Origin of the sequence: Nocardioides sp. NPDC059952 (assembly GCF_042730435.1) — a bacterium.
In the GTDB taxonomy this organism is placed as follows: Bacteria; Actinomycetota; Actinomycetes; order Propionibacteriales; family Nocardioidaceae; genus Nocardioides.
This window is the reverse complement of record NZ_JBHWLY010000001.1, coordinates 1-25,978: the sequence shown is the minus strand read 5'-3', so window position 1 is coordinate 25,978 and position 25,978 is coordinate 1. Positions and strand designations below refer to the sequence as shown.

Here is a 25,978-nt window from a genome sequence, read left to right as displayed (position 1 = left end):
CCCATGTGTTTCTTGGGCGCCCCCCCCGCTTTGCCCCCCCACCCCCTGGGCGGCCATCGACCGCTGCGGCGGTCGCCCCCCTCCGTTGAAAATCAGGAGACGCGGACGTTCTCGGCCTGCGGGCCCTTGGGGCCCTGCGTGACGTCGAACTCGACCTTCTGGTTCTCGTCGAGCGACTTGTAACCGTTGGTCTGGATGGCGGAGAAGTGAACGAACACGTCCTCGCCGCCGCCGTCCTGCGCGATGAAGCCGAAGCCCTTGTCAGCGTTGAACCACTTGACGGTGCCCTGAGCCATGATCTTTTCCTTTTGTTCGGTGCCCGGGACACTGTGCCCCGGGCCGCTGAAGACATCCATCTGTGCTGATGTCCAGCGAACCGAAAACCAGGAGTAAGAGATACAAGCCGCGACATCGTGTGCGGCCAGGACGACTTGCAGAGCCGTCCCTTCAACATCACTCACGGTACTCCATCAGACGCGGGCATGTGGTTTCGGCGAGATCGTCGGCCCGGCGGATCAGACCCGCACCGACTCCTCGAGCTCGAGATCCGGGTTCTCCCGGTACCTGGACACCCGATTGTGTGATCTGTGATCACAATCTACGGTGTGATCAGCCCCACTCCCCGACGACGAAAGAGATCCGATGACTCTGACCGACCTGAAGCCCGCCACCGTCCAGCGTGCCACCGGCGACAGCCTGCTCACTCCCGCGGACCTCCCGCCGGCCGGACACTTCATCGACGGCTCGTTCGTGACGTCGGACGCGGCCGACACGACCGACGTCGTGGACCCCTCGACCGAGCGTGTCATCACCCAGGTGGCGAACGGCACCGCGGACGACGTCGAGCGCGCGGTCGCCGCCGCGCGGGCCGCCCAGCCGGCGTGGGGTGCGCTCCTCCCCAAGGCCCGCTCGGAGATGCTCCACCGGATCGCCGACCGGATCGCCGAGCACGCCGAGGTCCTCGTACGCCTCGAGTCCGCCAACACGGGCAAGCCCCTCTCGGTCTCCCAGGACGACGTCGACGGCACCGTCGACACGTTCCGCTTCATGGCGGGCGCCCTGCGGGCGACGACCTCGATGGCTGCCGGAGAGTACGCCGCGGACCACCTCTCCCTCATCCTGCGCGAGCCGATCGGCGTGGTCGGGGTCGTGACCCCGTGGAACTACCCGCTGCTCATGGCGGCCTGGAAGATCGCGCCGATCCTGGCGGCCGGCAACACGCTGGTCATCAAGCCCTCGGAGCAGACCCCGCTGTCCACGCTGAAGCTCGCCGAGCTGCTGGCCGACATCGTCCCCGCGGGCGTCCTCAACGTCGTCACCGGCCTCGGCCCCGTGGTCGGTGCCGGCCTGACCGCGCACCCGGAGGTCGACATGGTCGCCCTGACCGGATCGGTCGGCAGCGGACGCGCGGTGGCACGCGGTGCGGCCGAGAGCCTCAAGCGCGTACACCTCGAGCTCGGCGGCAAGGCACCCGTCGTCGTCTTCGCCGACGCCGACCTGAAGGCGACCGCCGAGGCGCTGCGCGTCGCCGGCTTCTACAACTCCGGACAGGAGTGCGGCGCGGCGTGCCGGGTCCTGGTCGAGGAGTCGGTCGCCGACGAGTTCGTCGCCTTCTTCACCGCGCAGGTCCGAGAGATCGTCGTCGGCCGGCCAGGCGCGGACGACGCCGTCGAGATCGGCCCGCTGGTCTCCAAGGCGCACTACGACCGGGTCACCGGCTTCCTCTCGCGTGCGGCCCAGGAGGGTGTCCGCGCCACCGTAGGCGGCGCCGCCCTCGACGGGCCCGGCTACTTCATCGCACCGACGGTCTTGGTCGACGTACCCGAGGGGGCCGAGTGCGTCCGGGACGAGATCTTCGGGCCCGTCGTGACCGTCGAGACGTTCTCCACCGAGGACGAGGCGATCCGCCGCGCGAACGACACCCCGCTCGGCCTCTCCGCCTCGGTCTGGACCGAGAGCGGCCGACGTGGCCACGACGTCGCCCGCAGGCTCGACGCCGGCACGGTGTGGGTCAACGCCCACCTCGTCCTGGCCAACGAGGTCCCCTGGGGCGGCTTCAAGGGGTCCGGCTACGGCCGCGACCTGTCCATCTACGCCCTCGACGACTACTCCCGCACCAAGCACGTCATGCACAACCACGCCCGCTCCTGACGCCGCCCGCGGGCACCGTGGCACTCCTGCATCAGGCCGTGTCTGCGAGTCTCCCGAATCCGCTGCGGTGAAAGACGAGGGGGTTGCCGGTGCCGGGGTCGGTGACGGCATGCAGCTGCAGGAGCACGATGATGTGGTCACCTGCCTCGACCTCGCGGTAGACGGTGCAGTCGAACTGCGCCACCCCCTCGTCCAGGACGACCGCACCGTTCTCGGAGATGCTCAGGGCGATCCCGTCGAAGCGGTGATCGACCGGCCCGGCGAGCTGACGGCAGACCTCGTCGTGATGGTCGGCGAGCACGCTGACACCCAGATGCGAGGAGCGACGCAGGTCGGGCCAGGTCTTCGATGTCGTGGCGACCGAGAACGAGATCAGCGGCGGATCGAGACTCACGCTGGTGAAGGAGCTGGCGGCCAGACCCGTCAGCGCTCCGTCGACCTCCGCGGCGACGGCGACCACCCCGGTGGGGAAGACGCCGAACGCCTGACGGAGGGCAGCAGGGTCCAGGTCCTGGTTCGTCCGCAGGGCTGTCATGCCGGTTCGTCCGCCTCGTAGACGATGGCGGGCAGGTCGCTGCCGAGCTTGAGGGACTCCAGAAAGAGGATGATCGTGGCGGCGACCGACCGGTGCGAGAGGTCGTTGAGGATGTCGTGGCGCCCACCGGCGACGAGACGGCGGCGGACGCCGGGCGCCTCACCGTACGCCTCGGTGACCTGCTCGACCGGGGTGACCGGATCAGCATCACCGTGCACGACCAGCACCGGCTTGTCGGGGACAGGGAGGGTCAGGTCGGACCATTCGGCGCCGAGGCCGGTGGCCAAGGTCCCTCGGCCGAAGGCACCGTCCTGTCCGATCACCTGGCGGTGCACGGGGCATGCGCTCCTGGCGTCGATCTCCTCCTCCCAGCCGTCGATGGCCGCGGACTCGGGCAGCACGATGCCGGCGATGACCGCGGCATCGGCGGCGACCTGGTCGACCACCAGCGCGGCCAGGGTGGCACCCGTGTCGCTGCCGACCAGGACCTTCGGTCCGGGCAGGGCCACATCAGCCAGGTGCTGCTCGATCTCGGCGCGCGCTGCGCTCACGTCGTCCAGGTCGGCTTCGACGAGACGTACTTTGTAGGCATCGGCGGAGATCCGCCTGCCGAAGCGCTGGTAGGTGGCCGCGGTCTCACCACGTCCGGTCAGCAGGATCAGGGTGCCGCGTGGCGTACCACCGGGCGGCTCGTCCCAGCCGCTCGCGGTGCCGGCCTCGGAGATGATGGTCATGTGGTGCTCCAATCGGTGGTTCGGGTCAGACTCGGATCAGACCGCGACGCTCGGTCGGGCCGCACGGTGCGCGAGTTCCTGGCGGACCAGCGGGAGCAGGTCGCGGCCGTAGTCGATGGCGTCCTGGAGCGGGTCGTAGCCACGGATGAGGACGGTGTTCACGCCGATCTCGACGTAGTCGAGGATCGCGGCGGCCACGGTCTCCGGTGAGCCGACCAGGGCGGTCGAGTTGCCGCCACCACCGACCGCTGTGGTGGTGGGGGTCCACAGGCAGCGGTCGTGAAGGTCGCCCGTCTCGGCAACGGCGAGCAACCGCTGGGACCCCGCGTTCTCCGGGGCCGAACCCTGCGGGTGAAGCTTGTTGACCTTCTGCTTGAACTGGGCGCCGACCTCGCCGTTGATCGCATCCAGGATGCGGTGAGCGCGCTCCCAGGCCTCCTCGTCGGTCCTGCCGAGGATCGGCCGGAAGGAGACCGAGACCCGGGGGCGCTGCGTACGTCCGGCGGCGGTGGCCTTCTCGGTGATGGTCGCGATCTGCTCGCCGGTCTGCTTCAGCGGCTCTCCCCAGAGCATGTAGGTGTCCGCGTGCTCGGCCCCGACGCCGTACGCAGCGGGCGAGCTGCCGCCGAAGAAGAGCTCCAGGTGGCGGTCGGCGTAGGGGAAGACCTGCGGGGTGAACCCCTCGAAGCGGTAGTAGGTGCCGTCGAAGTCCCGCGGACCCTTGGTGTCCCAGGAGGCCCGGAGGATCCGGAGGTACTCGTCGGTGCGGGCGTATCGCTCGTCGTGGGGAACGTAGTCGCCCTCGCGCCGCTGCTCGACGTTGCTGCTCCCGGTCACGATGTTGAGCGCGACCCGGCCCTGGGTGAACTGGTCCAGCGTCGTGAAGGTCCGCGAGGCCAGGGTCGGGTGGACCACCCCGGGCCGGTGAGCGATGAGCAGGCCCAGCCGCTCGGTGTGGGCGGCTGCGTACGCGGCCACCTGGGTCCCTTCGGACCAGCCGGAGCCATATCCGATGAGCACGCGGTCGAAGCCGCCGTCCTCGTGTGCCTTGGCGAAGCGGGCGGTGTAGTCGGGGTCGATGACGGTCCCGTCGGACGGGCGGATCTCGGAGGCGTCGGCGGTGCCGATCATGCCGAGGATCTCGACGTCGTCGTAGGTCATGCTCGGTCCTTTCGTCAGCCGGCAGCTGCCGGTTGGTCTGCGACTGTGGGGGTGGAGGTGGTGGGGATCTGGCTGGGCCACGTGGTGGCGGCGTGACAGGCGACTGTGCGTTCGGCGGTGCGTTCGGTGGGGCCGGGAAGCGGCGTCGTGAGCGGCTGCTGGTGGCAGGCGTCGTGGGCGAACCGGCATCGGGCCAGGAACACACAGCTGTCCGGACCGGCCCTCGGTGGCTCGGCGCCCTGTTCGAGGCGGAGATCGGCCGGCCGGAACCGGGCCTCGTGGGCGACCGAGGGCGCGGACGCGGTCAGCAGCGCGGTGTAGGGGTGCGCCGGCCTGGTCAGGACCTCCTCGACCGGTCCGCTCTCGACCAGACGGCTGCGGTAGAACACCGCGATCCGGTCCGCGACGCCGGCCAGCGAGGACAGGTCATGAGCGATGATCACGACCGCGAGGCCGAGCTCGCGGCGTAGCCGGTCGAGCAGGCTGAGGACGAGGTTCCGGTTGGAGACGTCCAGCGCACTGACCGGTTCGTCGCAGAAGAGCAGCTGGGGGCGGGTGACGATCGCGCGGGCGAGCGCGATGCGTTGCCGCTGGCCGCCGGAGAGCTGGCGCGGGAGCCGGTCGTGGACGGTGCTCGGGTCGAGGCCGACGAGCCCGATGGCCTCCTCGACCCTGACGCGTTGCTCGCTGCGGGGTACCCCGGCGATGGCGAGCGGCTCGGAGACGAGCTGATCGACGGTGAGATCGGGGTCGAGAGAACGCAGCGGGTCCTGGAAGACGAGCTGGATCTGCCCGCTCCGGCGGAAGCCACGCAGCGCGGATCCTTTGAGACCGCCGATGTCGACACCGTCGAAGGTGATGGTGCCGGTGGCAGGCGTGACCAGGCCGACCGTGGCTCTGGCCAGGGTGGTCTTGCCGGATCCGGTCTCCCCCACGATCCCGAGGATCTCGCCGGCGCGTACGTCGAGGCTGACCTCGCGCAGCGCGGCCCCGGTGCCGAGTCCGGTGCCTCGGCGTGGGAGCGCGTAGCTGACCGAGAGGTCGGTGATGCGCAGCAGCGGTGCGCTCATGCGGTGGCCTCGATCCGGTCCTGGACGAGAACGGCACCGGGCTCGGTGTCCAGCTCGTCGAGACGTACGCAGCGAGCGCTGCGCCCCGGGCCGATCTCGGTCGTCGCGACCGGGGCGCTGACGCACGCCTGGGTGGCGTAGCGGCAGCGCGGCGCGAATCGGCAACCCGGCATCTCCTCCCCCGCCGAGGGCGGTTGGCCGGGGATGACCTCGAGTGTGCGACGCGTCCAGTCCCCGATGGTGGCGACCGCGAGCAGCGCCCGGGTGTAGGGGTGCCGCGGGTCGGCGAGCACCTCCTCGGTCGGGCCGGACTCGACGATCTCGCCGCCGTACATGACCAGGATCCGGTCGCAGGTCTCGGCGACCACCGCGAGGTCGTGCGTGACCAGGAGCACGGAGAGCTCATGGTCGCGACGCAGCCGGGCGACGAGCTCGAGGATCTCGGCCTGGATCACGACGTCGAGGGCGGTCGTGGCCTCGTCGGCGATGAGCAGCTCGGGCTCGCAGGAGATCGCGATGGCGATCAGGACGCGTTGGAGCATGCCGCCCGAGAGCTGGTGCGGGTACAGGTGGAAGACGCCGGCGGGATCGTGGAGACCGACCTCCGTGAACAGGCCGACCGCTCGCTCACGGGCCTCGGTCCTGCCGAGGCCTCCGCGCACGCGGAGCTGCTCGACGAGCTGGCGGCCGACGGTGATGCTGGGGTTGAGATAGGAGCCGGGGTCCTGGAAGACGGCGCCGATCCGGGACCCGCGGACGCGGTCCCAGACGGTGCGGCCCGCCGCGATGAGGTCGACCCGGTCGTCGCGCCCACCGAGCACGATGGACCCGCGGTCGACCTCGCCGGTCTCCGGCAGCAGCCCGAGGACGGCTCGGCAGGTGAGTGTCTTGCCGCTCCCGGACTCACCGACCAGGCCGACGGCCTCGCCACGGCGGAGCTGGAAGGAGACGCCACGTACGGCGACGAGGTCGTCACCGACGCTGACGTGCAGGTCCTCGACCTCGAGGGTGCGAGGGCCGGTGGCGTACGCGTCGTGCTCAGGCTGCGACATCGGTGGTCTCCTTCCGGTGGAGCCTGGCGACGAGGCCCGGCCGGCGGCGGCGCGGGGCTCCGGCGTCGCGGATGCCGTCGGCCAGGATGTTGAGGGAGCCGACGGTCGCCATCATGAGCAGCGCCGGGAAGATCGGAGCCCAGCTCTGCTGGGCGAGGTAGCCGAGGTCTGCCGAGAGCATCCCGCCCCAGGTCGGTGCAGGTGGCTGCACTCCGATCCCGAGGAACGAGAGCGACGCGACCACGAGCAGGCTGGCGCCGGTGGCGTGCGCCGCGGCCACGGCGACGTTGGGAAGCACCTTGCTCCAGATGTGCTTGCGCAGCGTCCACCACTGGGTGGCGCCCATCAGCTCGGCCGCCTCGACGTACTGGGTCCTTCTCAGACCGAGCGCCACCGCCCGGGTGACCCTGAAGAACATCGGGCTGATCAGCACCCCGACCGCGACCATGGCCTGCTGCAGACCGTTGCCGATGGTGCCGGCGACGGCGATCGCGAAGACGGTGAACGGCAGGATCATCAGGGTGTCGGCGACCCGCAGCGAGACCCACTCGCCGATCCGGCCCATCCACGCCGACGCCAGCCCGGACGGGACGCCCAGGACCGCGGCGATCACCACCGCCTCCAGGGCCCCGACCACGGAGAGCCGGGTCCCGGCGATGAGCCGGGAGAGGACGTCGCGGCCGACATAGTCGGTGCCGAGCAGGTGCTTGCCGGAGGGTCCTTGGAGGACCTCGTCGCTGAACTGCCGCAGCGGGTCGTACGGAGCGACGGCACCACCGAAGACGACCAGGAATGCGATCACGCTCAGGACGGCGAAGGCGAAGCGGCTGGCGGGTTGCGCCCACAGAGCCTCGAGAGTCCTCATGCGAGACCACCCTTCGCCGGCTCACGGCGCGAGGCCGGGTCGAGAGCGGTCTGGGCGACGTTGACGACCAGGCTCGCCAGGACCACGACGACGGCGGTGACCAGGAGAGTGCCGAGAACGACCGGCACGTCCCCCTTCTCCGAGGCCTGCAACGCCAGCTGGGCGATGCCCGGCAGCCCGAAGAGCTTCTCGGTCATCACGGCGCCGCCGATGACCAGCGGGATCGCGAGGCCGATGACGGCCAGGGCAGGAGCAGCCGCGTTGCGGAGAACGTGGCCGAAGAGGACTCGCCTGCGGCCGAAGCCGCGCATCTGCGCACCGATCGCGTAGTTCTCCCGCAGCGCCCCGACCAGCGAGGTGCGCAGCTGCCGGGCGATCGAGGCGGCCACGTCGAGACTGAGCGCGAACGAAGGAAGGATCGCGAAGCGGAGCCATTCGGCAGGGTTCTCCTGGATCGGGACGTACCCACCGGCCGGGAGCAGCTCGGCCTTGACCGCGAAGACCACGATCAGGGCCATCCCGATCACGAATGGCGGCAAGGTGCCGAGCAGCGAGCAGACGATGGTGACCGTTCGGTCGAAGATCCCGCCGTTGCTCAGGGCCGCGCCGATCCCGGCGGCTCCTCCGATCAGGATCGCCAGCACGATCGCGAGCAGCGCGATCGACAGATCGACGGGGAGCGCCTGGGCGATGCTGTCGGAGACCGGGACGGTGGTGAACCAGGAGACCCCGAGATCACCTTGCACCGCGGAGCCGAGCCAGTCGGCGTACTGGACCACGAGCGGCCGGTCCAGACCGAACTGATGGTCGAGCCTGGCGATGTCGGCCTCGGTGGCGGTCTCACCGAGCACCGCGGCAGCCGGGTTGGTCTTCGCCATCGCCCCGAGCGCGAAGGTGATCACCGAGGCCAGCAGCAGAACCGCCGCGGTGATCGCCACCAGGTTGAGGATCCGCCGCACCCAGCTCCCGACCGCATCGGCTGCCGGCCGCGCCACGACCGGGTTCGTGGCCTGGGCCACGCTCACGAGGTCTTCACGCCCTCGAACCGCTGCAGGCTGGGCGAGGCGGGCAGCTCGGAGACCTTCTTGCGGACGATGATCCGCGGAGCGTTGTAGAGGAAGGTGTTGGGGAAGCTGGTGATCGCGATCTTCATCGCCTCCTGCAGGATCGACGGGTAGGTGGGGTCGTCGGTCGGCGTCGCCCGGACCTTCTTGAGCTGCGCCTCCAGGGCGGGGTCGGTGCGGCGGCTGGGGTTCATCAGCCCTTCCTTGCCGAAGAGGACCTGGAACGCCTGCACCGGCGACTCCCGACCGGCGAAACCGTCGTAGGTGAGCGCCTGGGAGTGCTCGATGTAGACCAGCTGGGTGTGCTGGGTCGCCGGGATCGACTTGATCGTGAGCTCGATCCCGACCTCCTTGAGCTGGGCCTGGATCAGCTCGACGGCGGCCACGGGCTGTGCGCTGGTGAACTCGCCCTTGACGGTGCCGGTGTGGCCGGCGTCCGCGAGGACCTGCTTGGCCTTCTCGGGGTCGTACTCGTAGATGCCCTCGAGCTCGGGGTTGTAGCCGACGTACCCCTTCGGGAAGGGCTGGTAGTTGACGTCGCCGATGTCGAAGTTGGCGACCTTCTTGATCTTCTCGCGGTCGATGCCGTACTTGAGCGCGTCGACGACCGCGGGGTCGTCGAAGGGCTTCATCCCGGCATGTACGTCCAGGCACGAGACGAACATCGAGTCGAGGATCTGGACGTCGAGGCCGGCCTGTTCGGCCTGCTCGACCTGGGCTCCGGAGATCCGGGCGACGTTGTACTGGCCGGACTGGACCGAGGCGACGGCGGTGGCCGGGTCGGGCTGGGGGTAGAGGTGGAACTCGTCGACCTGGATCTGGTCGGCGAGCTGGAAGTGTGTGTTCTTCACCAGCTCGGCATGGTCGTTCTCGACGAAGGTGGTCAGGGTGAACGGACCCGACCCGGCCGGTGCGGTGGCCAAGGCCGCGGGATCCTTCTCGAAGGCGGCCGGGTTGACGACCATCCCGGTCTTGCCCGCGAACAGCGCGGGGATCTGGTAGTCGACCTCGGCCAGGTCGAGCACCACGTCGAGGTCGCCGGAGGCGGTCACCTTGGTGATCCCGATCATCTGCGGTGCGATCAGCGAGCCGTCCGCGGTCCGGCCGCGCTCGACGGACTTGGCCACCGCGGTGGCATCCAGCGGGGTGCCGTCGCTGAACTTCAGCCCCTCCTTCAGCGTGAACGTCACCTGGGTGCCGGTCGGGTCGTACGTCCACTTCTCGGCCAGCCACGGCACCGGGTTCCCCTTCTCGTCCAACCCCGTGATGCCTTCGTAGACGAGAGCCAGCATCTGTACGTCCGAGCCGGCCGAGGAGGTCACCGGGTCCCAGGTCGTGGGCAGCTGCCAGGCCCAGGTGAGCCGTCCGCCGGAGACGCCGGCGCCGGCCTCGGACCCACAGGCCCCCAGCGCGAAAGCGGCCGCGGCTCCGAGGCTGATCCCGAGCAGGCCGCGCCGGGTCAGGGCGACAGCGGGGGTCGAGGTCGGGGACGATGCGAGCGGGTGGTCGGTCCGGGTGAGTGCCTTGTTGGCCATGGGGTGATCGATCTTCCTGTGTGTCTGACGGTCAGGTACGTGTCGTGGCGCCCGAGCGCGTCGTGGTCATCTCGCCTGAGCGCGGCGAGCGACCGTGTGGCGGTTCTCCGGGATCGGCAGGCCGAGATTCCCGCGCAGGGTGGTGGCTTCGTACTCGCGACGGAAGACGCCCCGCTCGGCGAGGATCGGGATGACCTCCTCCACGATCCGCCGGAAGTTGGCGGGGTGATCGACGCCGATGTTGAAGCCGTCGCAGGCCCGCGCCTCCCACCACTCCTGCAGCTTCGTGGCGACGGTCTCGGGGCTGCCGACGAACTCGGACTTACGGAACACCCGGGTGGCCTCCACGGTCTGCCGAAGCGTCCAACCGTTCTCGACCGCACGCTGGGTGGTCTTCGTGGCCTGGGTGAAGAAGGACCGCTCACCGTGCTCGAGCGCCTGGACCGGGAACGGGGCATCGAGGTCGTACTGGCGGAAGTCGTGCCATCCGAAGGGCCGCCCGAACTCGGCCAGCGCCTCCTCGAAACCGTGGTCACGCTCGTGGTTCGAGGCTTCGATCTCCCGGGCCTCCTCGTCGGTGTCGCCGACGACCACCTTCACGCCCGGCATGATCACCAGCTCCTCCGGATCACGACCGAAGCTCTTCGCCCGCGTCTTGAGGTCGTCGTAGAAAGCCTGGCCGCTGGGGAGATCAGGGGCGTGGGTGAAGATCCCCTCCCCCACCGAGGCGCCCAGGTTGCGTCCTTGGTCGGAGTCGCCGGCCTGGAAGATGACCGGATGACCCTGCGGGCTGCGCTGCAGGTTGAGCGGGCCGGCGACGTCGAAGTAGGTGCCCTCGTGGTTCAGGACGTGCTGCTTGGCCGGGTCCAGGAAGGTCGCGGTCTCACGGTCGCGTACGAACGCGTCGTCCTCGTAGGAGTCCCACAGTGCTCGGGCGAGCTCGACGTACTCCTGGGCGCGGCCGTAGCGGGTGTCGTAGTCGTAGTGCTCGTCGAGTCCGTAGTTGGTCGCGGTGCCCGCGTCACCGGTGGTGACCACGTTCCAGCCGGCGCGACCGTGGCTGATCAGGTCGAGGGACGCGAAGCGGCGCACCAGGTTGAACGGGCTGTTGAAGCTCGTGGTCGCGGTGCCGACCAGGCCGAGATGGCGTGTGTGGGTGGCCACCGCGGACAGCAGGGTGAGAGGTTCGAGCCGGTTGAGGTAGTGGGGCGGGCTGTGCGGGGTGATGAACTGGCTGTCCACGATGAACATCAGGTCGAAGCGGCCCTGTTCGGCGAGCTTGGCGGTCTGGATGAACCAGTCGATGTCAACGCTCGCATCACCGGGGATCTCCGGGTCGAGCCAGAGCCGGTGCTGGCCCGGGCCGCCGGTGCCGTACGGAACGGCGCCGAGCTTGATCGTGCGTCGGGACATGCTGCCTCCCTGGTGGTCGACCGCGGCCTGATGCCGGCCGCGGCGGCCCTCTCCCAGAGAGCCTTATGTCTATGAGTTTGATAGACAAAAGGCGCCGGGTCCAACGACGTTCCACGATGTTGAACCATCACGAACGCTCATCAATTGTGTATTAGTCTGATCGACATGAGTCGGAATCTGGACATCGCCCCGCTGCGCAGCCTCGTCGCTGTCGCGGACTTCGGCGGATTCCAGCGCGCCGCGACCGCACTGCACCTGACCCAGAGCGCGGTCAGCCAGCACGTACGCCGCCTGGAGTCGGTGGTCGGTGCCCCGCTGGTCGAGCGCCATGGCCGCGGATCCAGGTTCACCACCGACGGAGAGCTGCTCCTGACACAGGCGCGCCGCATCATCATGTTGCACGACGAGACCGTGGCGAGGTTCCTCCCCGGCGGCAGCGACGGTGACCCCAGGACGATCAGCATCGGGTCGACCGAGCACGCCGCTGCGCAGCTCCTCCCCGATCTGTCCACGGCGCTGGCGCAGTCCGTACCGAAGCGGGACTTCCGGTTCCGTATCGACCGAGGAAACAAGCTGCGCGACGGCCTTGCCTCCGGGAGCATCGACCTGGCCCTTATTCTCCAGCAGGCCGACGACGCCAAGGCCCTCTACGTGGGCGACCTGACTCTCGCCTGGTTCGCCTCCCCCGCCTGGCGGCGTCCCGCACCCTCAGCGCCGGTCCCAGTCGTCGCCTTCGACGAACCGTGCGCGCTCCGGAGCCGAGCGCTCGACACGCTCGCCGAGCACTCGATCCCGGCGGCCATCGGCGCCGAGGCCTTCCAGCTGGCAGGCGTTCAGGCGGCAGTCGGCGCCGGCCTCGGGGTAGCGCTCATGGCTACGCTGGGAGAGGTTCCCGACGGCCTGACCCCGGTGACGGACCTGCCACCTCCCGACCCGCTCCCCCTCTACGTCTGCGCCCGCCCGGGGCTACCCAAGGAGACGGCGACGCAGGTCGCCTCCGTCCTCCGGCCACTGCTCACCACACCCAGGAACGACACCGTCCTCACACTCGCCAAGGGAGCCTGATGCCCGCGATTCACCTACCCGCCGGATCCTCGGACGGAGAGCACATCCGGACCCCCAGCGGCGTCCTGGTCCCCGCCGAGATCGACCCGTTCCACCGGCACCTCCACCACATCGCACCGTCCGGTCTGGTCGACCAGACCGGTCAGACCTCGGGGATGAGACGCCTCGAGGCGGTCAGCGGAAAGACCGTCGGCGCGAAGAACCTGTGGATGGGCCAGACCCACGTCCCGGCCTCGACCTCCTCGGCCAACCACCACCACGGCGCCTCCGAGACCGCGATCTACATCGTCTCCGGGAACCCGGTCTTCGTCTTCCTCGACGTCGAGGGCGACGAGCCCGTCGAGACGCGCGTGGAGACCAACCCCGGCGACTACATCTTCGTCCCGCCGTGGGTCCCCCACCGCGAGGAGAACCCCGACCCGGACGCCGAGGCCGTCGTCGTGATCGCCCGCACCACCCAGGAGGCGATCGTCGTCAACCTCGACGGGCTCGACTGGTCCGAGGTACGCCTCACCGAGGACGGACCGCGCTAGGGGGCGTCTCTCGAGAGAGACGGCATCGCCGCCGAGGCATGCGCATTACTTAGGTGAGGCTAACCTGGACGCGCGTCCTCCTCAGAAAGGCCTCGATGGTCACGTCCGTCCCCCTCCCCAGCACTACGAAGCGGGAGCCGCTCCGCCGCGAGATCCTCAGGCGACAGCGGCCCCGGGTCGTCGGCTCGGCCCTGTGTCTCGTCGGGCACCAGTCGTGCGAGGCCCTCGTCCCGGTCGCCATCGGTCTGGCCATCGACGCGGCCGTGGTCAGCGGGAGCGTGCCCATGCTGACGCTCAGCCTGGCTGGCATCGCCCTGCTCTTCACGGTCCTCACGATGTGCTATCGCTGGTTCGCGCGGCTCGCGCAGGGGGCGGTGATCGACGAGAGCCACGCGCTGCGCGCCGAGCTCGCCAGGAAGGTCCTGACTCCTGGCGCGAGCCGGCGCAAGCACGGGGAGCTGCTGGTGATCGCCTCCTCCGACGCCGACCAGTCGGCGGACAGCATCATCTGGGTCTCCGGGATCGTCGGCGCGAGCGCGGCGCTCGCGGTCAGCTGCGGCGTACTGCTGAGCATCGACCTGCGGCTCGGCGCAATCCTGATCGCTACCGCGGTCGTGGTCACCCTGGCTCTCAACGCGCTCTCGCCGCTGATCTCCCGTCGGGTCGGAGCCCAGCAGGAGAGCCTGGCCGGTGCCTCCGCGCTGGCGACCGACCTGATGGCAGGGCTGCGGGTCCTGCACGGCCTCGGAGCCCAGGACAACGCGACCGCCCGCTACCGGATGGTCAGCCACGCGGCCGAGGTCGCGGGGATCCGCGCCGGCACGGCGAAGTCGCTGCAACAAGGTGCGAGCGTGCTCGCCGGGACCATCGTCCTCGCCGTCTCCGTCGGCGTCGCCGGCCTGCTCGCGCTCGACGGCGCGATCACCGTCGGCGCGTTCGTGGCCGCCGTCGGCGCCGCCCAGTTCATCGCCGAGCCGTTGACCGCGATCGGTCTCTACCTGCAGGTGGGCGCCTCGGCCAAGGCGAGCGCGGGCCGGATGGGCGCGGTGCTGGCCGAGTCGCCGACGCCCGCTGTCGTGCAGCCCTCGGAGGACAGCCGGATCGACCTCAAGCCCGGTGAGTTCGTCGGGATCGTCGCCGAGCCGGGCGACCTGGACCGGGTCGCGGCGGCGCTGCGTTCCCCCGACGGGACCCGGATGCACGTCGAGCCACACCGGGCCGACCTCTTCGCGGGATCCATCGCGGAGAACCTCGCCCTCGGACGCGCGGACTCCGGCGCCGACCCCAGTGACGCGGTCGACGCTGCCGGGGCCCGCGAGTTCATCGACGCCCAGCCCACGGGTCTCGACGAACGTCTCCGCGACCGCGGGCTGACCCTCTCGGGCGGCCAGCGTCAGCGGCTCGCGCTCGCTCGGGCCCTGCACACCGACCCCGAGGTGCTCGTGCTGGTCGAGCCGACGACCGCGGTCGACTCGATGACCGAGAACCTGATCGCCGACGGGATCCGAGAGCTGCGCCACGGCGCCGCTCAGCCGGAGCGTACGACCGTGGTGGTCACCAGCAGCCCGGTGCTGCTGGCGAGGACCGACCGCGTGATCATCCTCCGCGCCGACGACGAGCCGATCGACGGCACCCACCACGAACTGCTCGCGAGCCACGACAGCTACCGCACGAGGATCCTCGGATGACCGCCACCGAACCGCAGCACGCACGCCTCCCGCTGGCCACCGCGGGCGAGGTACGCCAGGCCCTGCGGCGCTACGTCCGATCCCATCGGGCGCTCACCGCCACGACGATCGCGCTGGCCGCGGCCGCCGCGCTCTCCGGCCTGGTCGCCCCGTGGGCGATCGGGCTCATGGTCGACGCAGTCCTGAGCGGTGGCGAGAGGAGCGAGATCATCACTCTCGCGGCCTGGGTCGCCGGGGCCGGTGCACTCAGCGCCGTGCTCACCGCGGTCAGTGCCGCGCTCGTCGCCCGGGTCGGACAGCGTGTCCTCGCCCAGATGCGCGAGGACGTCGTCTCCACCGCGCTGCGGCTGCCACCCGGACAGCTCGAGGAGGCCGGGCGCGGCGACCTCGCCAGCCGGGTGGGCGACGACGTCGGCGTCGTCAGCGAGGTGATCGCGAGCCTGCTGGCACCCTGGGTCGGCGCGGCCCTGACGGTCGTCCTGACGATCGCCGGCCTCGGTGCGCTCAACCCGTGGCTGGCGCTGGCCGGCCTCGCCTCGATCCCGGTCTACGTACTGTCCCTGCGTTGGTACCTCCCCCGCGCCGCCCCGCGCTACAGCGCCGAGCGCGCCGCTTTCGGCGACCGCGCCGAGGCACTCGTCTCGTCCCTGGACGGCCGCCAGACCGTGCACGCCTACGGCGCCGAGGACGCCCACGTCGCAACGATCACCGCCGCCTCCGACCGCGCGCGGAAGCTGTCGCGCGACGTACTGTGGTTCGCCACCGGATGGGGCAAGTGGATGAACATCGCCGAGGCCGTCGGGCTCGGCGCGATCATCGCCACCGGCTTCGTGCTGGTCTCGACCGAGGCGGCGACCGTGGGCGCGGTGACCGCCGCCGCGCTCTACTTCCACCGGCTCTTCAACCCGCTCGGCCTGATCATCTTCAGCTTCGACGAGATGCAGTCCGCCGCCGCGAGCCTGCAGCGGATGATCGGCGTCATCGAGGCCGGCAGCGGCCTGGAGGCGGTGCCTCCCGTCGCCGAGAAGCCCGCCGGCAGGATCGACGGCCACCGGATCACCCACCGCTACGGCGACCACGAGGTCCTCCACGAGGTCTCCATCGAGGTCGCCCCTGGCGAGCAGATCGCGCTCGTCGGCCCCAGCGGCGCCGGAAAGTCGACGCTCGCGACGATCCTCGCGGGCCTGACCGACCCCGACGAGGGCGCCGTGTCCGTCGGCGGAAGCCCGATCGAGCGGTACGCCCGCACGCACCCCCGCCCGGTCGTCCTGGTCTCCCAAGAGGTGCACGTCTTCGCGGGGCCGCTCGTCGACGACGTACGCCTCGGCCGAGCGGACGCCACCGACGAGGACGTCTCGATGGCGTTGGGCCTGGTGGGTGCGGACGAGTGGGTCGCGGCGCTGCCCGAAGGCATCCACACCTCCGTCGGCGAGCTCGGCCACGCGCTCACCGCCGAGCAGGTCGCGCAGGTGGCGCTCGCCCGTGCCGCGCTCGCCGACCCCGCCGTGCTTGTCCTCGACGAAGCCACCGCCGAGTCCGGCAGCCGCGGCGCCGCCCGCCTCGAGTCCGCCGCCGCGGCTGTGCTCGCGGGACGCACGGGGCTCGTCATCGCCCACCGTCTCCAGCAGGCGCAGCACGCCGACCGCGTCCTGGTCATGGCCGACGGACGGATCACCGAGACCGGCACGCACGAGGAGCTGTTGGCGGCCGACGGCATCTACGCCCAGATGTGGACCGCCTACGACTCCGGCCGCGGCGATTGAAGGCATCCGCCGAGGTGATCCCAGACGTTCGAGCCCGCCCAGCGGTAACAGGCCGGGACGTCTGGGACTACCTCGGTCCGACGGCGCGGACGGTTTTCACGATCAGCAGGACGAACCACGCGGCGAGGCCGAGCGCGACAGAACGCCAGGTGAGCCAGACTACAAACAGGTTGCACAGCACAAAGATCGGCCCCTCCAGAAGGTAGAACACCGAGTGCCCGGGGAAGGCATACGCGAAGGTGATCGTGGCCAGCTCCGAGATCGAGTGGGGCGCGAGGACACCGCTCACGACGAGGACCAGCCCCAGAGCGATCGCGGACCGTCCCAGCCAGGCGCCGCGAGAGCGAACATCATCGTCCGGGTGGAACCAGGTCCGGATCGCGGAGTGCACGTAGCGGGATCCGACCACGGCGAAGCCCACGCTCGCCAGGATCCAGCAACACAGACCGATGGCACCGAACTTCACGTTGTAGAGGTTCCAGGCGATGTCCAGGTTGAGGACGCCGGCCCCCAGCGACCAACCGAGCCCGAGGCCGACGGCGGAGCGGACCATGGCTCGACCACGCTGATCGGCAGGAGAAACCTGGAGGGCACGCAGAGCTGCGATGCTCCAGACTCCGACGAGGAGGACGGCGATGACCCTGACCGCGATGAAGGACCAGGTGGTCGCCTCCGAGTTCGGGCGAAGGTCGCTGACCCTGACGATCTGCGTGTAGAAGATTCCGAAGACGAGTCCGGTGACGAGGGCCTCCGCGAACCGCACCTGAAAGAGTCGGGAGTCGTCCCAGAGAGCAGCGCGTCGAACACCGAGGTCCGGGTGTGTCGACAATGCGGTACGGCGCCTGCGACTGCCCGGTCCGGCAGCGGCGTGGGTCGAGAAGAAGTCGTCGACCTCGTCGTTGCTGGTCCAGATGCGTACCCTCGCGTCGGCGTAAAGCTCGCGGGTGCGCAGGAGTCCGTTGCGAAGCAGTGGGACCGTGAGGATGAGCAGAGCTGTCTGGATCGCACCCACCGATCCGGCGATGAACTGGCCGGGGTTGCTGCTGTAGAGCAGCGGTCCCGACACGGATTCGAACGCCTCGAGAACAGCGATCGGCACGGTCACCCGCCAGACGGCGATGGCGAGGTAGGCGAGGTCGACGTCGCGGTTCCGCAGATGGGCCAACTCGTGAAGGACGATCGTGCGGAAGGCCGCCGGCCGCTGGGCGAGCAGCGCGACGGCGCCCCCGCTGAGCATGATGTAGCGGCGTCCGACCCTGCCGAAGGCCAACGCCCCAGGGCGCGGATCGGCCGGATCGATCAACCAGTGGATCTCGTGGCCCACCCCAGCCACCGCGCGCAATCGGTCGAGCTCGTCTCGCAGGTCGGCGTACGGAATCGCGACGTAGCCTCGGCGCCGTACCCGGATCGCCGGCATCAGCCAGTAGACCGCCAGCACGGCCACCACGAAACCGGTCAGCGCTACGCCGAAGGCCCACAGCGGCACAGTTGACGCCTCACCGCACGCCGCGAAGGCGCCGGAATCGCCCTCGCCGTTCTGATACAGCCGCGCGTGGCAGTCGTGGATCTGGTGGTTCCGAGTCGCGAGGGCGACGAACTCGCCACGCAGAAGAACCGGAAGGCTTGCCAACCGATGGGAGATCGCTGGTACGCCGAGCGAGACAGCGCTCAGCACAAGGACGCCGAACCGCACCGTGGTGCCGGAAGGGTAACGGAACGGGTCGCGCTCGGGGCGCGACCCTACCGAGTCCGCCGAGGCCCTATCGCTCATCGCCTGTCTGGTTCGCACCTCGCAGCTCAGCGATCAGGCTCTTGGCGATGACGGAGGCCGTCTCGTCGTCCACCCCGGAAGCGAGCGCGCTGCGGCGGGCCTCCTCCTCGACGTTCTCGAGCGCCTCGGCGGAGAACGGACCTGCCACTGCGTCATCAGGTCGGCGACGACGCTTGATCCAGGTCAGCGCACGCCGAGCCGTCCGGTCGGTGTATTCCTCAGCCAGACCCTCGAGCACTTTCGCGCAGATCATGACGACGATCGGCGCCAGCGCCGTGACCGCAGCCTCGATGCCGAAGGCCAGCGGATCCACTTTGTCGCTGCGCCGTTGTCGCCGGCGCGTCGCGTGGAAAGAGCTGGTGACCAGCTCGAGGTGGGCGACCTCGTCCGGGGAGACCTTCTGAAGGACGGCACGTGAGAGGGCATCGACTTGGTCGGTGTGGGCCGACATGGGTGGCTCCGTTCCTCGCTCGAGCGGCATCCGGACCCTACTGGATCGCGGACATCGACAGGCGTGAAACCACAACCCAGGAGAACAGATCCCGATCTCTCGGACCCATCGAGCAGCACCCGCCCCCACCGTCCCAGCCAGCAACCAGACCGCCGAGGAGGCCAAGCACTCTGTCAGGCGCGTTCGAACAAACATTCGAGGAGACAGGAAGAAACCGGCCTCCGACCAGGTAAACTGCCTGGTCAGAGGCCGGTTTCGCTTGTGCGTGATACTGGGTTCGAACCAGTGACCCCTTCGGTGTGAACGAAGTGCGCTACCACTGCGCCAATCACGCGTTGCGGGTGAAACATTAGCGCATGCGCTCGCGGGACCCACATTCGGGACATGCCGGGACGTAGGCTCGCGGCCACCGGGCGACACCCGGAGCGACCGAAGGAGCGAGGATGCTCGCGTACGAACGGACCGGTAGCGGGGAGCCGCTGCTGCTGCTCCACGGCATCGCACACCGCAGGCAGGCGTGGGCACCGGTGGTGGAGCGGCTGGCCGGGGAGTTCGAGGTGATCACGGTCGATCTGCCGGGGCATGGTGAGTCGCCGGCGTTCGAGCTGGCGGGGCGTACGGTGCGGGAGGCGGTGTCCCACGAGCTGAACGAGCTTCGAGAGGAGCTCGGGATCGAGCGGCCGCATGTGGTCGGCAACAGCCTCGGCGGGCTGCTCGCGCTGGAGATGGCCGACGCGGGGCACGCACGGTCGGTGACGGCGCTCTCCCCCGCCGGCTTCTGGGTGAACGATCTCGACTACCTCTACGTCCGGGGTCTGTTCGCCGGGATCCAGGCGGTCGCGCGACCGCTGGCGCCGGTGGCCGGGACAGTGCTGCGGTCGAAGGTGGCGCGTACGGTCGCGATGGGCTGCTTCTTCGCGCACCCCGACCGGATCGACGCGGCGACGGCGGCCGCCGACACGGCCAACATGGTCGCCTCGCGCGAGGGGATCAAGACGTTCTTCACCAGCGCCTACCGCTATCCGGGGGCGAAGCGGAGCGACGTTCCCACCACCGTCGCCTGGGCCTCCCGCGACCTCACTCTCCTCCCCTACCAGGCCATCGTGGCCGAGCGGCGGCTTCCGCACGCGACCCACCGGTGGCTGGCGAGCTGCGGCCACGTACCGATGAACGACGACCCCGATCTGGTGGCCGAGGTCATCCGCGAGACCGCCCGGGGCCAGCGGGACGCCGAGCAGCGCGCCCAGACGGCCTAGCCGCGAGCGGCGAGGATCCCGCGCGGGTCGAAGACGACCCGGATCTCGGTGATCAGCCCGTCCTCGACGCGCATCCAGTTGGCGGTGGGAGCGGGGTCGGCGACGGTGGTGTGCAGGTCGAACCAGGTGATCACGCTCGGCCCGTCGGCGAGCCGCTCCCTCACCTCGATCTTGTCGAGCACCTGCGCCATGCCCTCGAGACCGGCGACGCACCCGTCGGCGCCCTCGATCGTGGCGAGCGGGCCGGCGAAGCTCACCTCGTCGGCCAGCAGCGAGCGCAGGCGGGTGAAGTCGCGGTCCTGCCAGGAGGTGAAGTACGCCTCGGCGAGCTCGGCAGCGGATGCGGTCATCGGGATCTCCTCAGGTCGGTTCGGCTTTCACCACCCAGCCTGACCCGGATCCAGCGAACACTCAAACAGATAGTTCTGCTGGTTGCTAGCATCAATGATTATGGAGATCGGACAGCTCCGCTACTTCGTCGCCGTCGTCGACCACGGCTCGTTCACGGCCGCGGCGCAGCGCCTCCACGTCAGCCAGTCGGGCATCAGCGCCCAGCTGGCCAAGCTCGAGCGTGAGCTCGGCCACGACCTGCTCGTCCGGGGCCCCCGCAACGTACGTCTGACTCGCGCCGGCCAGACGCTCCTCCCCCGCGCCCGCGACGCGATCCGGGCGATCGAGGGCGTACGGCAGAGCGCCGACGAGCTGAACGACCTGATCCACGGTCACGTACGCCTCGGGATGATCGCCGGCTGCACGATCCCCGGCTTCCTCGACGCCGTCGCGGCCTTCCACCGGGAGCATCCGGGCGTCACCGTCGAGCTCGTCGAGGACACCTCGGACCGCCTCCAACGACGTACGCTGGCCGGCGAGCTCGACCTGGGCCTGATCTCGCACGCGGGACCCGTCATCGACGGCCTGGCCACGGAGTCCGTCAGCGACGAGCGGCTCGCGGTGATCACGTTGCCCGGTCATCGCCTCGCCGGCGCCCGGCCACGGCTCGCCGACCTGCATGAGGAGACGGTGCTCTGCATCCCGCCGGGCACGGGCGTACGGACCGCTCTGGAGCAGTCCTGCGCGCTGGCGGGCGTGGCGCCGAAGGTCGACCTGTCCGGGTCCAACCCGGAGACGCTGCTCGGGCTCACCGCGCGCGGGCTGGGGGTCTGCGTGCTGGCCGAGTCGATGGCGGCCGGGACCGAGCTGGTCGCGACCCGGATCGTGGACGCGGAGGTGCGGGCCGGTCTCGCGCTCGTGGTCCGCGAAGGCGATCAGCAGCGCGCCACCCGGCGGATCCACGACCTGCTTCAGGCCGCGCTGACCTGAGGGTGGCGCAGCCCGGGGTGGTCCTCGGGCAGCGAGCGCCGCAGGACGACCCAGCTCACCAGCAGGCACAGCGCGACCAGCGGCCAGCTGAGCGCGACCCGGGCGATCGCCAGTGCGAGCACGTCGCCGGACCACCACAACGGGCCGAAGACGGCGACCCGGATGACGTACTGACAGACCCAGACCCAGCTCGCCAGCGAGTAGCCGCGCAGCAGCGCCGGGTCGCGTCGCCAGGCCCCGCGCTGGCGCAGGATGAGGCCGACGACGACCCCCAGCAGCGGCCGGCGGAACGCGATGCTGACGACCCAGACCAGGGCGCTGGCGGCGTTGGCAGCGAGCTGGACCACGAAGAAGTCCTCCGCCCGCCCCGTACGCAGCGCGATCATCGCCGCGATCGCGACCCCGGCCACGCCCAGCAGCACGGCGCGCGGCTTGCGGCCCTTGCGCCACTGCCAGAGCGCCACGATCGCGGCCAGCCCGAGCGCCACCACGGTCGCGATCCACAGCTCTCCGCTGACCAGCCAGCCGGCCACGAACGCGACCGGCGGGACGGTGGCGTCGATCGCACCTCGCGCGCCTCCCAGGAGGTCGGCGAGCGTCTCGGCGTCGTCGTTGCGGCGGTCGGTCGTCGTCACGTGAGTAAGGCTAGCCTTACCTGCAAGGAGCCGCGACCCCGGCGCAGCGTTCACCCTTCGGGTCGACCGAATACCGTAGGCGAGATCTCAGACCGACGCGGAGCCTCGCGGCAACGGCGCTTCCCAGTGCTGCCACATCGCCAGCAGCCGCCAGCCGGCGCAGACGACGAAGGCGGCGGCCATCACCAGCGGCTGCGGCAGGGCGAGGAACAGCCCGAAGGCCACGATCGCCGCACCTGCGAAGGCGGGGATGGCGTAGAAGACGCTGCGGCGCAGGATGATCGGCACCTGACCGGCGAGCACGTCGCGGAGCACGCCGCCGCCCACGCCGGTGGCCAGTCCCATCATCGCCGCGGAGAGCGGCGAGAGCCCGAAGTCGAGCGCCTTGACCGCACCGGCGATGACGAACAGCCCCAGGCCGAGGGCGTCGAAGACGTTGATCAGCGGCCCGAGCCGACCCAGCGCCGGGTGGAAGTAGAACGAGAGCAGACCCGCGACCATCGGCACCACGAGATAGCGCCAGTCGGCGAGCGCGGCGACCGGCGTCGCACCGATCGACATGTCCCGGATGATCCCGCCGCCGAGGCCGGTGACGCAGGCCAGGACGACGACGCCGAAGATGTCGAGCTCCTTGCGGACCGCCATCAGGCCACCCGAGAGCGCGAAGACGAAGCACCCGACCAGGTCGAGCACAAGGAGGGTCAGCGTCTGTTCCACCTGCAAATGGTCACCTCGTTCGTCCCAAAAACCCCAAATGCCACGGCCACGCCGCACGGCCACCCAATACGATGCAGGTCTGTGGCGTAGGGTCGTCACAACCGTATCTAGAATTGAGAAGAGGATGTCAGCCGAAGGATTGCCCCTGACTCCGGGCCAGCTCGAAGAGCAGGCTCCGGATGAGGCTGGTCCCGTCCTTCTGCGGCTCATCTCGGTCAGTGACGATGGTTTACGCATGCTTCTCGTCGACGACGAGGACCATGAATACACCGCCGACATCGACGACCGTCTCCGTGCAGCACTCGAGGCTGTGTCGACCCGCCGATCGGAGCAAACCGTGAACAAGACCCCGAGCAGCAGCCTGCGGCCCCGTGACATTCAGACCCGTATCCGTTCGGGCGAGAGTGCCGAGGAGGTCGCCGCTGTCGCCGGCACCACGGTCGAGAAGATCTTGGCCTTCGCCGGTCCCGTCCTCGCCGAGCGCGAGCACATGGCACAGCGCGCCCAGCAGGCTTCCGTGCGCCGTCGGCCCGGTGAGGCCGCGAGCACCGCCCGCACCCTGGGCGAGGCGGTCAGCGCCCACTTCCAGACGATGTACGTCGACCCCGAGTCGGTCAACTGGGACTCCTACCGGCGTCCTGACGGGCGTTGGAAGCTCACCGGCGAGTACGAGACTCCCGAGCGCTCCGGCATCGCCGAGCTGACCTACGACGCCCCCGGCAACTTCGTCGAGATCGATAACGACGACGCCCGTTGGCTGACCGGCGAGAAGCTCGAGGCCCCGGCGCCCGAGCCCGAGCCGATCACCGACGACATGCTCGCCGCCCGGCGTCGCCGCGCCCAGAGCTCGACCCCGTCGACCCCGGCCGCACAGGCTCCGGCAGCGTCGGTCCCGCCCGTCGAGGCACCGGCTCCGGTCACTCCTCCCCCGGCTCCCAAGGCGGTCAAGGAGCCCAAGCCGGCCAAGACGGCTCAGGTCGATGTCGACACCCCGCTCGAGGCGTTCCTGGGTGCGGAGACGCCGACCGACAAGCAGGCTCCGATCCCGCCCGAGCCCGAGCCCGAGCCCGAGCCGACGGTCATCGAGCCCGCGGCCGCCGAGGCACCTGCCGAGCCCGAGCAGGCCGACGAGGCTCAGCCGAAGCCGGCCAAGAAGTCGTCCGCGCGCCGCAAGCGCGCCTCGGTCCCGAGCTGGGACGAGATCATGTTCGGCGGCGGCAAGTCGGAGTGAACCGACTGGTGTGAACCCGTTCACGGACCGGCCATCGGCCGGTCCGTGTTCCGTCGGCGACCCGACCCGACAGAGTCGGTAACGGGTCGGGCGCAGTTCACGCGCCCCCGATGAAGTGAGTGGAGGCAAGCACTTCCACCCTTCTCGGAGGCCCCCCGATGCTCCTGCCCGACTCGCTGAGCCGACGCTCCCTCCTCTCCAGCACAGCCACGACCGGCTTCGCCGCATCCGCAGCCATGCTGCTCGGCACCGGCTCGATCCCCGCCGACGCGGTATCCGTCAAGGGCGCCACGTCGCTCTCCGGATACCCGTTCACCATGGGCGTCGCCTCCGGCGACCCGCTCCCCAACTCCGTCGTCCTCTGGACCCGCCTCGCCCCCGAACCGCTGGCCGCCGATGGCCTGGGCGGCATGCCGCAGGAGCCGGTCAAGGTCCGCTGGCAGATCGCGGAGGACCCCCGCTTCCGCAAGGTCGTGAAGGCCGGAACCGTCACCGCGACCCCGAACTTCGGCCACTCGGTCCACCCCGAGGTCTGGGGCCTGCGTCCCGGCCGCGACTACTGGTACCGCTTCCTGGCCGCCGGCGAGGTCAGCCAGACCGGCCACACGCGGACCGCCCCGGCGTACGGCTCCTCGCTCTCGCAGATGAGCTTCGCCTTCGCCTCCTGCGCGCTCTACAGCCACGGCTTCTACACCGCCTACCGGCATCTGGCCGACGAGGACGTCGATGTCGTCTTCCATCTGGGCGACTACCTGTACGAGTCCGGCGTCACGCCCGAGAACAACTGGCGCAAGACCACCGTCGACCCCGCCGTCGCCGGGGAGACGCTCGACCTGGCGCGCTACCGCCTGCAGTACGGCCTCTACAAGTCCGACCCGGACCTGATGGCCGCCCACCAGTCCCACGCGTTCGTGGTCGCACCCGACGACCACGAGGTCGAGAACAACTGGGCCGACGAGACCCCCGAGGAGCGGAGCCAGTCCCAGGGCGAGCTGTGGATGCCGCGACGTACGGCCGCGTTCCAGGCCTACTACGAGCACCTGCCGTTCCGGGCGAGCGCGCTGCCGGAGGGGCCGGACATGCAGATCTACCGGCACCTGCGCTACGGCGACCTGGTCGACTTCAACGTGCTCGACACCCGGCAGTACCGCGACGACCAGGCCTACGGCGACGGTTCCGACCCCGCCTCCCCGGAGCTGACGCCGGACATCTACGACCCGTCGCGCTCGATGATGGGCCTCGACCAGGAGAGGTGGCTCCAGCGCAACTGGCGCCGGTCGACCGCCCGCTGGCAGGTGCTCGCCAATCAGGCACCGATGGCCGAGACCGACCTCGACGAGACCGAGAAGAAGACCCTCTACATGGACCCGTGGGACGGCTACATCGCCAACCGCAACCGGCTCCTGGCGGGCGCCCGGACCAGCGGGGTCGAGAACCTCGTCGTCATCACCGGCGACCGGCACCACAACTACGCCAGCAACCTGCTGGCCGACTACGACGACCCCGAGTCGGCCGTCGTCGGCAGCGAGTTCGTCGGCACCTCGATCGCCAGCGGCGGCGACGGCGCCGACATGACCACCGGCGGCGAGACCCTGCTGCGGGCCAACGACCACCTGAAGTTCTTCAACAGCCAGCGCGGCTACGTCCGTGTCACGGTCACGCCCGAGGAGCTCTCCAGCGACTTCCGGGTCGTGCCGTACGTCCAGCGTCCGGGCGCCCCGGTCTCCACCCGCGCGACCTATGTCGTCGAGAACGGCCGCCCCGGCGTCCAGCTCGACACCCAGAGCACCCCGGTCGGAACGAGGTACGCCGACGTGCCCATGCCGACGCTCAACCGCTGACCACCGCTGGTCGAGCCGCGAAGCCACCGCTGGTCGAGCCGCCGGAGCCACCGCTGGTCGAGCCGCGAGGCCGCCTGCGGCCGAGCGTGTCGAGACCAACACGGTCCCGTCCGCGCTCGAGGGGACC

The 25,978-nt window shown here is 70.0% G+C and carries 24 protein-coding genes and 1 tRNA gene; 9 read left to right on the top strand and 16 right to left on the bottom strand.

The window, feature by feature from the left end:
* Positions 1–92: 92 nt before the first annotated feature.
* Positions 93–296, bottom strand: coding sequence for a cold-shock protein (locus ACFV9G_RS00125; RefSeq protein ID WP_165108803.1), 204 nt, complete (start codon positions 294–296; stop codon positions 93–95).
* A gap of 346 nt (positions 297–642) precedes the next feature.
* On the opposite strand from ACFV9G_RS00125, the gene ACFV9G_RS00120 reads away from it, so the two are divergent.
* The gene (locus ACFV9G_RS00120) at positions 643–2,151 is read left to right on the top strand and encodes an aminobutyraldehyde dehydrogenase (RefSeq protein WP_378723589.1); all 1,509 of its coding nucleotides are present in this window, start codon (positions 643–645) and stop codon (positions 2,149–2,151) included.
* Positions 2,152–2,182: 31 nt separating this feature from the next.
* On the opposite strand, the gene ACFV9G_RS00115 is transcribed toward ACFV9G_RS00120, so the two are convergent.
* The 9 genes from ACFV9G_RS00115 to ACFV9G_RS00075 form a co-directional block, all read right to left on the bottom strand.
* Positions 2,183–2,686 (bottom strand): flavin reductase family protein, encoded by a 504-nt coding sequence (locus ACFV9G_RS00115; RefSeq protein WP_378723586.1) that lies wholly within the window; start codon positions 2,684–2,686, stop codon positions 2,183–2,185.
* The gene (locus tag ACFV9G_RS00110; RefSeq protein ID WP_378723584.1) at positions 2,683–3,420 is read right to left on the bottom strand and encodes an alpha/beta hydrolase; all 738 of its coding nucleotides are present in this window, start codon (positions 3,418–3,420) and stop codon (positions 2,683–2,685) included. Before ACFV9G_RS00110 ends, ACFV9G_RS00115 begins: the two co-directional genes overlap by 4 nt.
* Before the next feature lie 36 nt (positions 3,421–3,456).
* Positions 3,457–4,581: an LLM class flavin-dependent oxidoreductase gene (locus ACFV9G_RS00105; RefSeq protein ID WP_378723582.1), complete on the bottom strand. Its 1,125-nt coding sequence runs from the start codon at positions 4,579–4,581 to the stop codon at positions 3,457–3,459.
* 14 nt (positions 4,582–4,595) lie between these two features.
* The gene (locus tag ACFV9G_RS00100) at positions 4,596–5,651 is read right to left on the bottom strand and encodes an ABC transporter ATP-binding protein (RefSeq protein WP_378723580.1); all 1,056 of its coding nucleotides are present in this window, start codon (positions 5,649–5,651) and stop codon (positions 4,596–4,598) included.
* Positions 5,648–6,703: an ABC transporter ATP-binding protein gene (locus ACFV9G_RS00095; RefSeq protein ID WP_378723577.1), complete on the bottom strand. Its 1,056-nt coding sequence runs from the start codon at positions 6,701–6,703 to the stop codon at positions 5,648–5,650. The genes ACFV9G_RS00100 and ACFV9G_RS00095 overlap by 4 nt, the downstream gene beginning before the upstream one ends.
* Positions 6,690–7,568 carry an ABC transporter permease gene (locus ACFV9G_RS00090; protein ID WP_378723574.1) on the bottom strand — a complete coding sequence of 293 codons (879 nt, stop codon included), beginning with the start codon at positions 7,566–7,568 and terminating at the stop codon, positions 6,690–6,692. The genes ACFV9G_RS00095 and ACFV9G_RS00090 overlap by 14 nt, the downstream gene beginning before the upstream one ends.
* Entirely contained in the window at positions 7,565–8,593 is a 1,029-nt protein-coding gene (locus ACFV9G_RS00085) for an ABC transporter permease (RefSeq protein WP_378723572.1), read from the bottom strand. Before ACFV9G_RS00085 ends, ACFV9G_RS00090 begins: the two co-directional genes overlap by 4 nt.
* On the bottom strand, positions 8,590–10,167 hold the full coding sequence (locus ACFV9G_RS00080) for an ABC transporter substrate-binding protein (protein WP_378723570.1): 1,578 nt from the start codon (positions 10,165–10,167) through the stop codon (positions 8,590–8,592). Before ACFV9G_RS00080 ends, ACFV9G_RS00085 begins: the two co-directional genes overlap by 4 nt.
* A 66-nt stretch (positions 10,168–10,233) precedes the next feature.
* The gene (locus ACFV9G_RS00075) at positions 10,234–11,580 is read right to left on the bottom strand and encodes an LLM class flavin-dependent oxidoreductase (protein ID WP_378723569.1); all 1,347 of its coding nucleotides are present in this window, start codon (positions 11,578–11,580) and stop codon (positions 10,234–10,236) included.
* Positions 11,581–11,745: 165 nt separating this feature from the next.
* Here ACFV9G_RS00075 and ACFV9G_RS00070 point away from each other — a divergent pair, with 165 nt between their 5' ends.
* The 4 genes from ACFV9G_RS00070 (at position 11,746) to ACFV9G_RS00055 (ending at position 16,629) form a co-directional block, all read left to right on the top strand.
* Positions 11,746–12,645 carry a LysR family transcriptional regulator gene (locus ACFV9G_RS00070; protein ID WP_378723566.1) on the top strand — a complete coding sequence of 300 codons (900 nt, stop codon included), beginning with the start codon at positions 11,746–11,748 and terminating at the stop codon, positions 12,643–12,645.
* The gene (locus ACFV9G_RS00065; RefSeq protein WP_378723564.1) at positions 12,645–13,178 is read left to right on the top strand and encodes a cupin domain-containing protein; all 534 of its coding nucleotides are present in this window, start codon (positions 12,645–12,647) and stop codon (positions 13,176–13,178) included. Before ACFV9G_RS00070 ends, ACFV9G_RS00065 begins: the two co-directional genes overlap by 1 nt.
* Before the next feature lie 95 nt (positions 13,179–13,273).
* Positions 13,274–14,866, top strand: a complete 1,593-nt coding sequence (locus tag ACFV9G_RS00060) for an ABC transporter transmembrane domain-containing protein (RefSeq protein WP_378723562.1) — start codon at positions 13,274–13,276, stop codon at positions 14,864–14,866.
* A complete protein-coding gene (locus tag ACFV9G_RS00055) occupies positions 14,863–16,629 on the top strand; it encodes an ABC transporter ATP-binding protein (protein WP_378723560.1) in 1,767 nt (588 codons plus the stop codon). The genes ACFV9G_RS00060 and ACFV9G_RS00055 overlap by 4 nt, the downstream gene beginning before the upstream one ends.
* A 67-nt stretch (positions 16,630–16,696) precedes the next feature.
* Here the strand turns inward: ACFV9G_RS00055 and ACFV9G_RS00050 are convergent, their stop codons facing one another.
* From ACFV9G_RS00050 to ACFV9G_RS00040, 3 genes are all read right to left on the bottom strand, one after another.
* On the bottom strand, positions 16,697–18,400 hold the full coding sequence (locus ACFV9G_RS00050) for a M48 family metalloprotease (RefSeq protein WP_378723558.1): 1,704 nt from the start codon (positions 18,398–18,400) through the stop codon (positions 16,697–16,699).
* Positions 18,390–18,851, bottom strand: a complete 462-nt coding sequence (locus tag ACFV9G_RS00045) for a hypothetical protein (RefSeq protein ID WP_378723556.1) — start codon at positions 18,849–18,851, stop codon at positions 18,390–18,392. Before ACFV9G_RS00045 ends, ACFV9G_RS00050 begins: the two co-directional genes overlap by 11 nt.
* A gap of 262 nt (positions 18,852–19,113) precedes the next feature.
* Positions 19,114–19,185: transfer RNA gene (locus ACFV9G_RS00040), tRNA-Val, on the bottom strand.
* A gap of 109 nt (positions 19,186–19,294) precedes the next feature.
* Between ACFV9G_RS00040 and ACFV9G_RS00035 the strand changes: the two genes are divergently transcribed.
* Entirely contained in the window at positions 19,295–20,107 is an 813-nt protein-coding gene (locus ACFV9G_RS00035; RefSeq protein ID WP_378723554.1) for an alpha/beta fold hydrolase, read from the top strand.
* Here the strand turns inward: ACFV9G_RS00035 and ACFV9G_RS00030 are convergent.
* Complete coding sequence (locus ACFV9G_RS00030) at positions 20,104–20,457, bottom strand: nuclear transport factor 2 family protein (protein WP_378723552.1); 354 nt, start codon at positions 20,455–20,457, stop codon at positions 20,104–20,106. The two genes, ACFV9G_RS00035 and ACFV9G_RS00030, sit on opposite strands and share 4 nt — an antisense overlap.
* Before the next feature lie 100 nt (positions 20,458–20,557).
* Here ACFV9G_RS00030 and ACFV9G_RS00025 point away from each other — a divergent pair, with 100 nt between their 5' ends.
* On the top strand, positions 20,558–21,427 hold the full coding sequence (locus ACFV9G_RS00025) for a LysR family transcriptional regulator (protein ID WP_378723549.1): 870 nt from the start codon (positions 20,558–20,560) through the stop codon (positions 21,425–21,427).
* Here the strand turns inward: ACFV9G_RS00025 and ACFV9G_RS00020 are convergent.
* Complete coding sequence (locus tag ACFV9G_RS00020) at positions 21,409–22,062, bottom strand: DUF3159 domain-containing protein (RefSeq protein ID WP_378723547.1); 654 nt, start codon at positions 22,060–22,062, stop codon at positions 21,409–21,411. The genes ACFV9G_RS00025 and ACFV9G_RS00020 overlap by 19 nt on opposite strands.
* A gap of 87 nt (positions 22,063–22,149) precedes the next feature.
* Positions 22,150–22,779, bottom strand: a complete 630-nt coding sequence (locus ACFV9G_RS00015) for a trimeric intracellular cation channel family protein (protein WP_378723545.1) — start codon at positions 22,777–22,779, stop codon at positions 22,150–22,152.
* Here ACFV9G_RS00015 and sepH point away from each other — a divergent pair.
* Both sepH and ACFV9G_RS00005 read left to right on the top strand, forming a co-directional pair.
* Positions 22,682–24,010, top strand: a complete 1,329-nt coding sequence (gene sepH / locus ACFV9G_RS00010) for a septation protein SepH (protein ID WP_378723542.1) — start codon at positions 22,682–22,684, stop codon at positions 24,008–24,010. The two genes, ACFV9G_RS00015 and sepH, sit on opposite strands and share 98 nt — an antisense overlap.
* A 158-nt stretch (positions 24,011–24,168) precedes the next feature.
* Positions 24,169–25,851: an alkaline phosphatase D family protein gene (locus ACFV9G_RS00005; protein ID WP_378723540.1), complete on the top strand. Its 1,683-nt coding sequence runs from the start codon at positions 24,169–24,171 to the stop codon at positions 25,849–25,851.
* Positions 25,852–25,978: the final 127 nt, after the last annotated feature.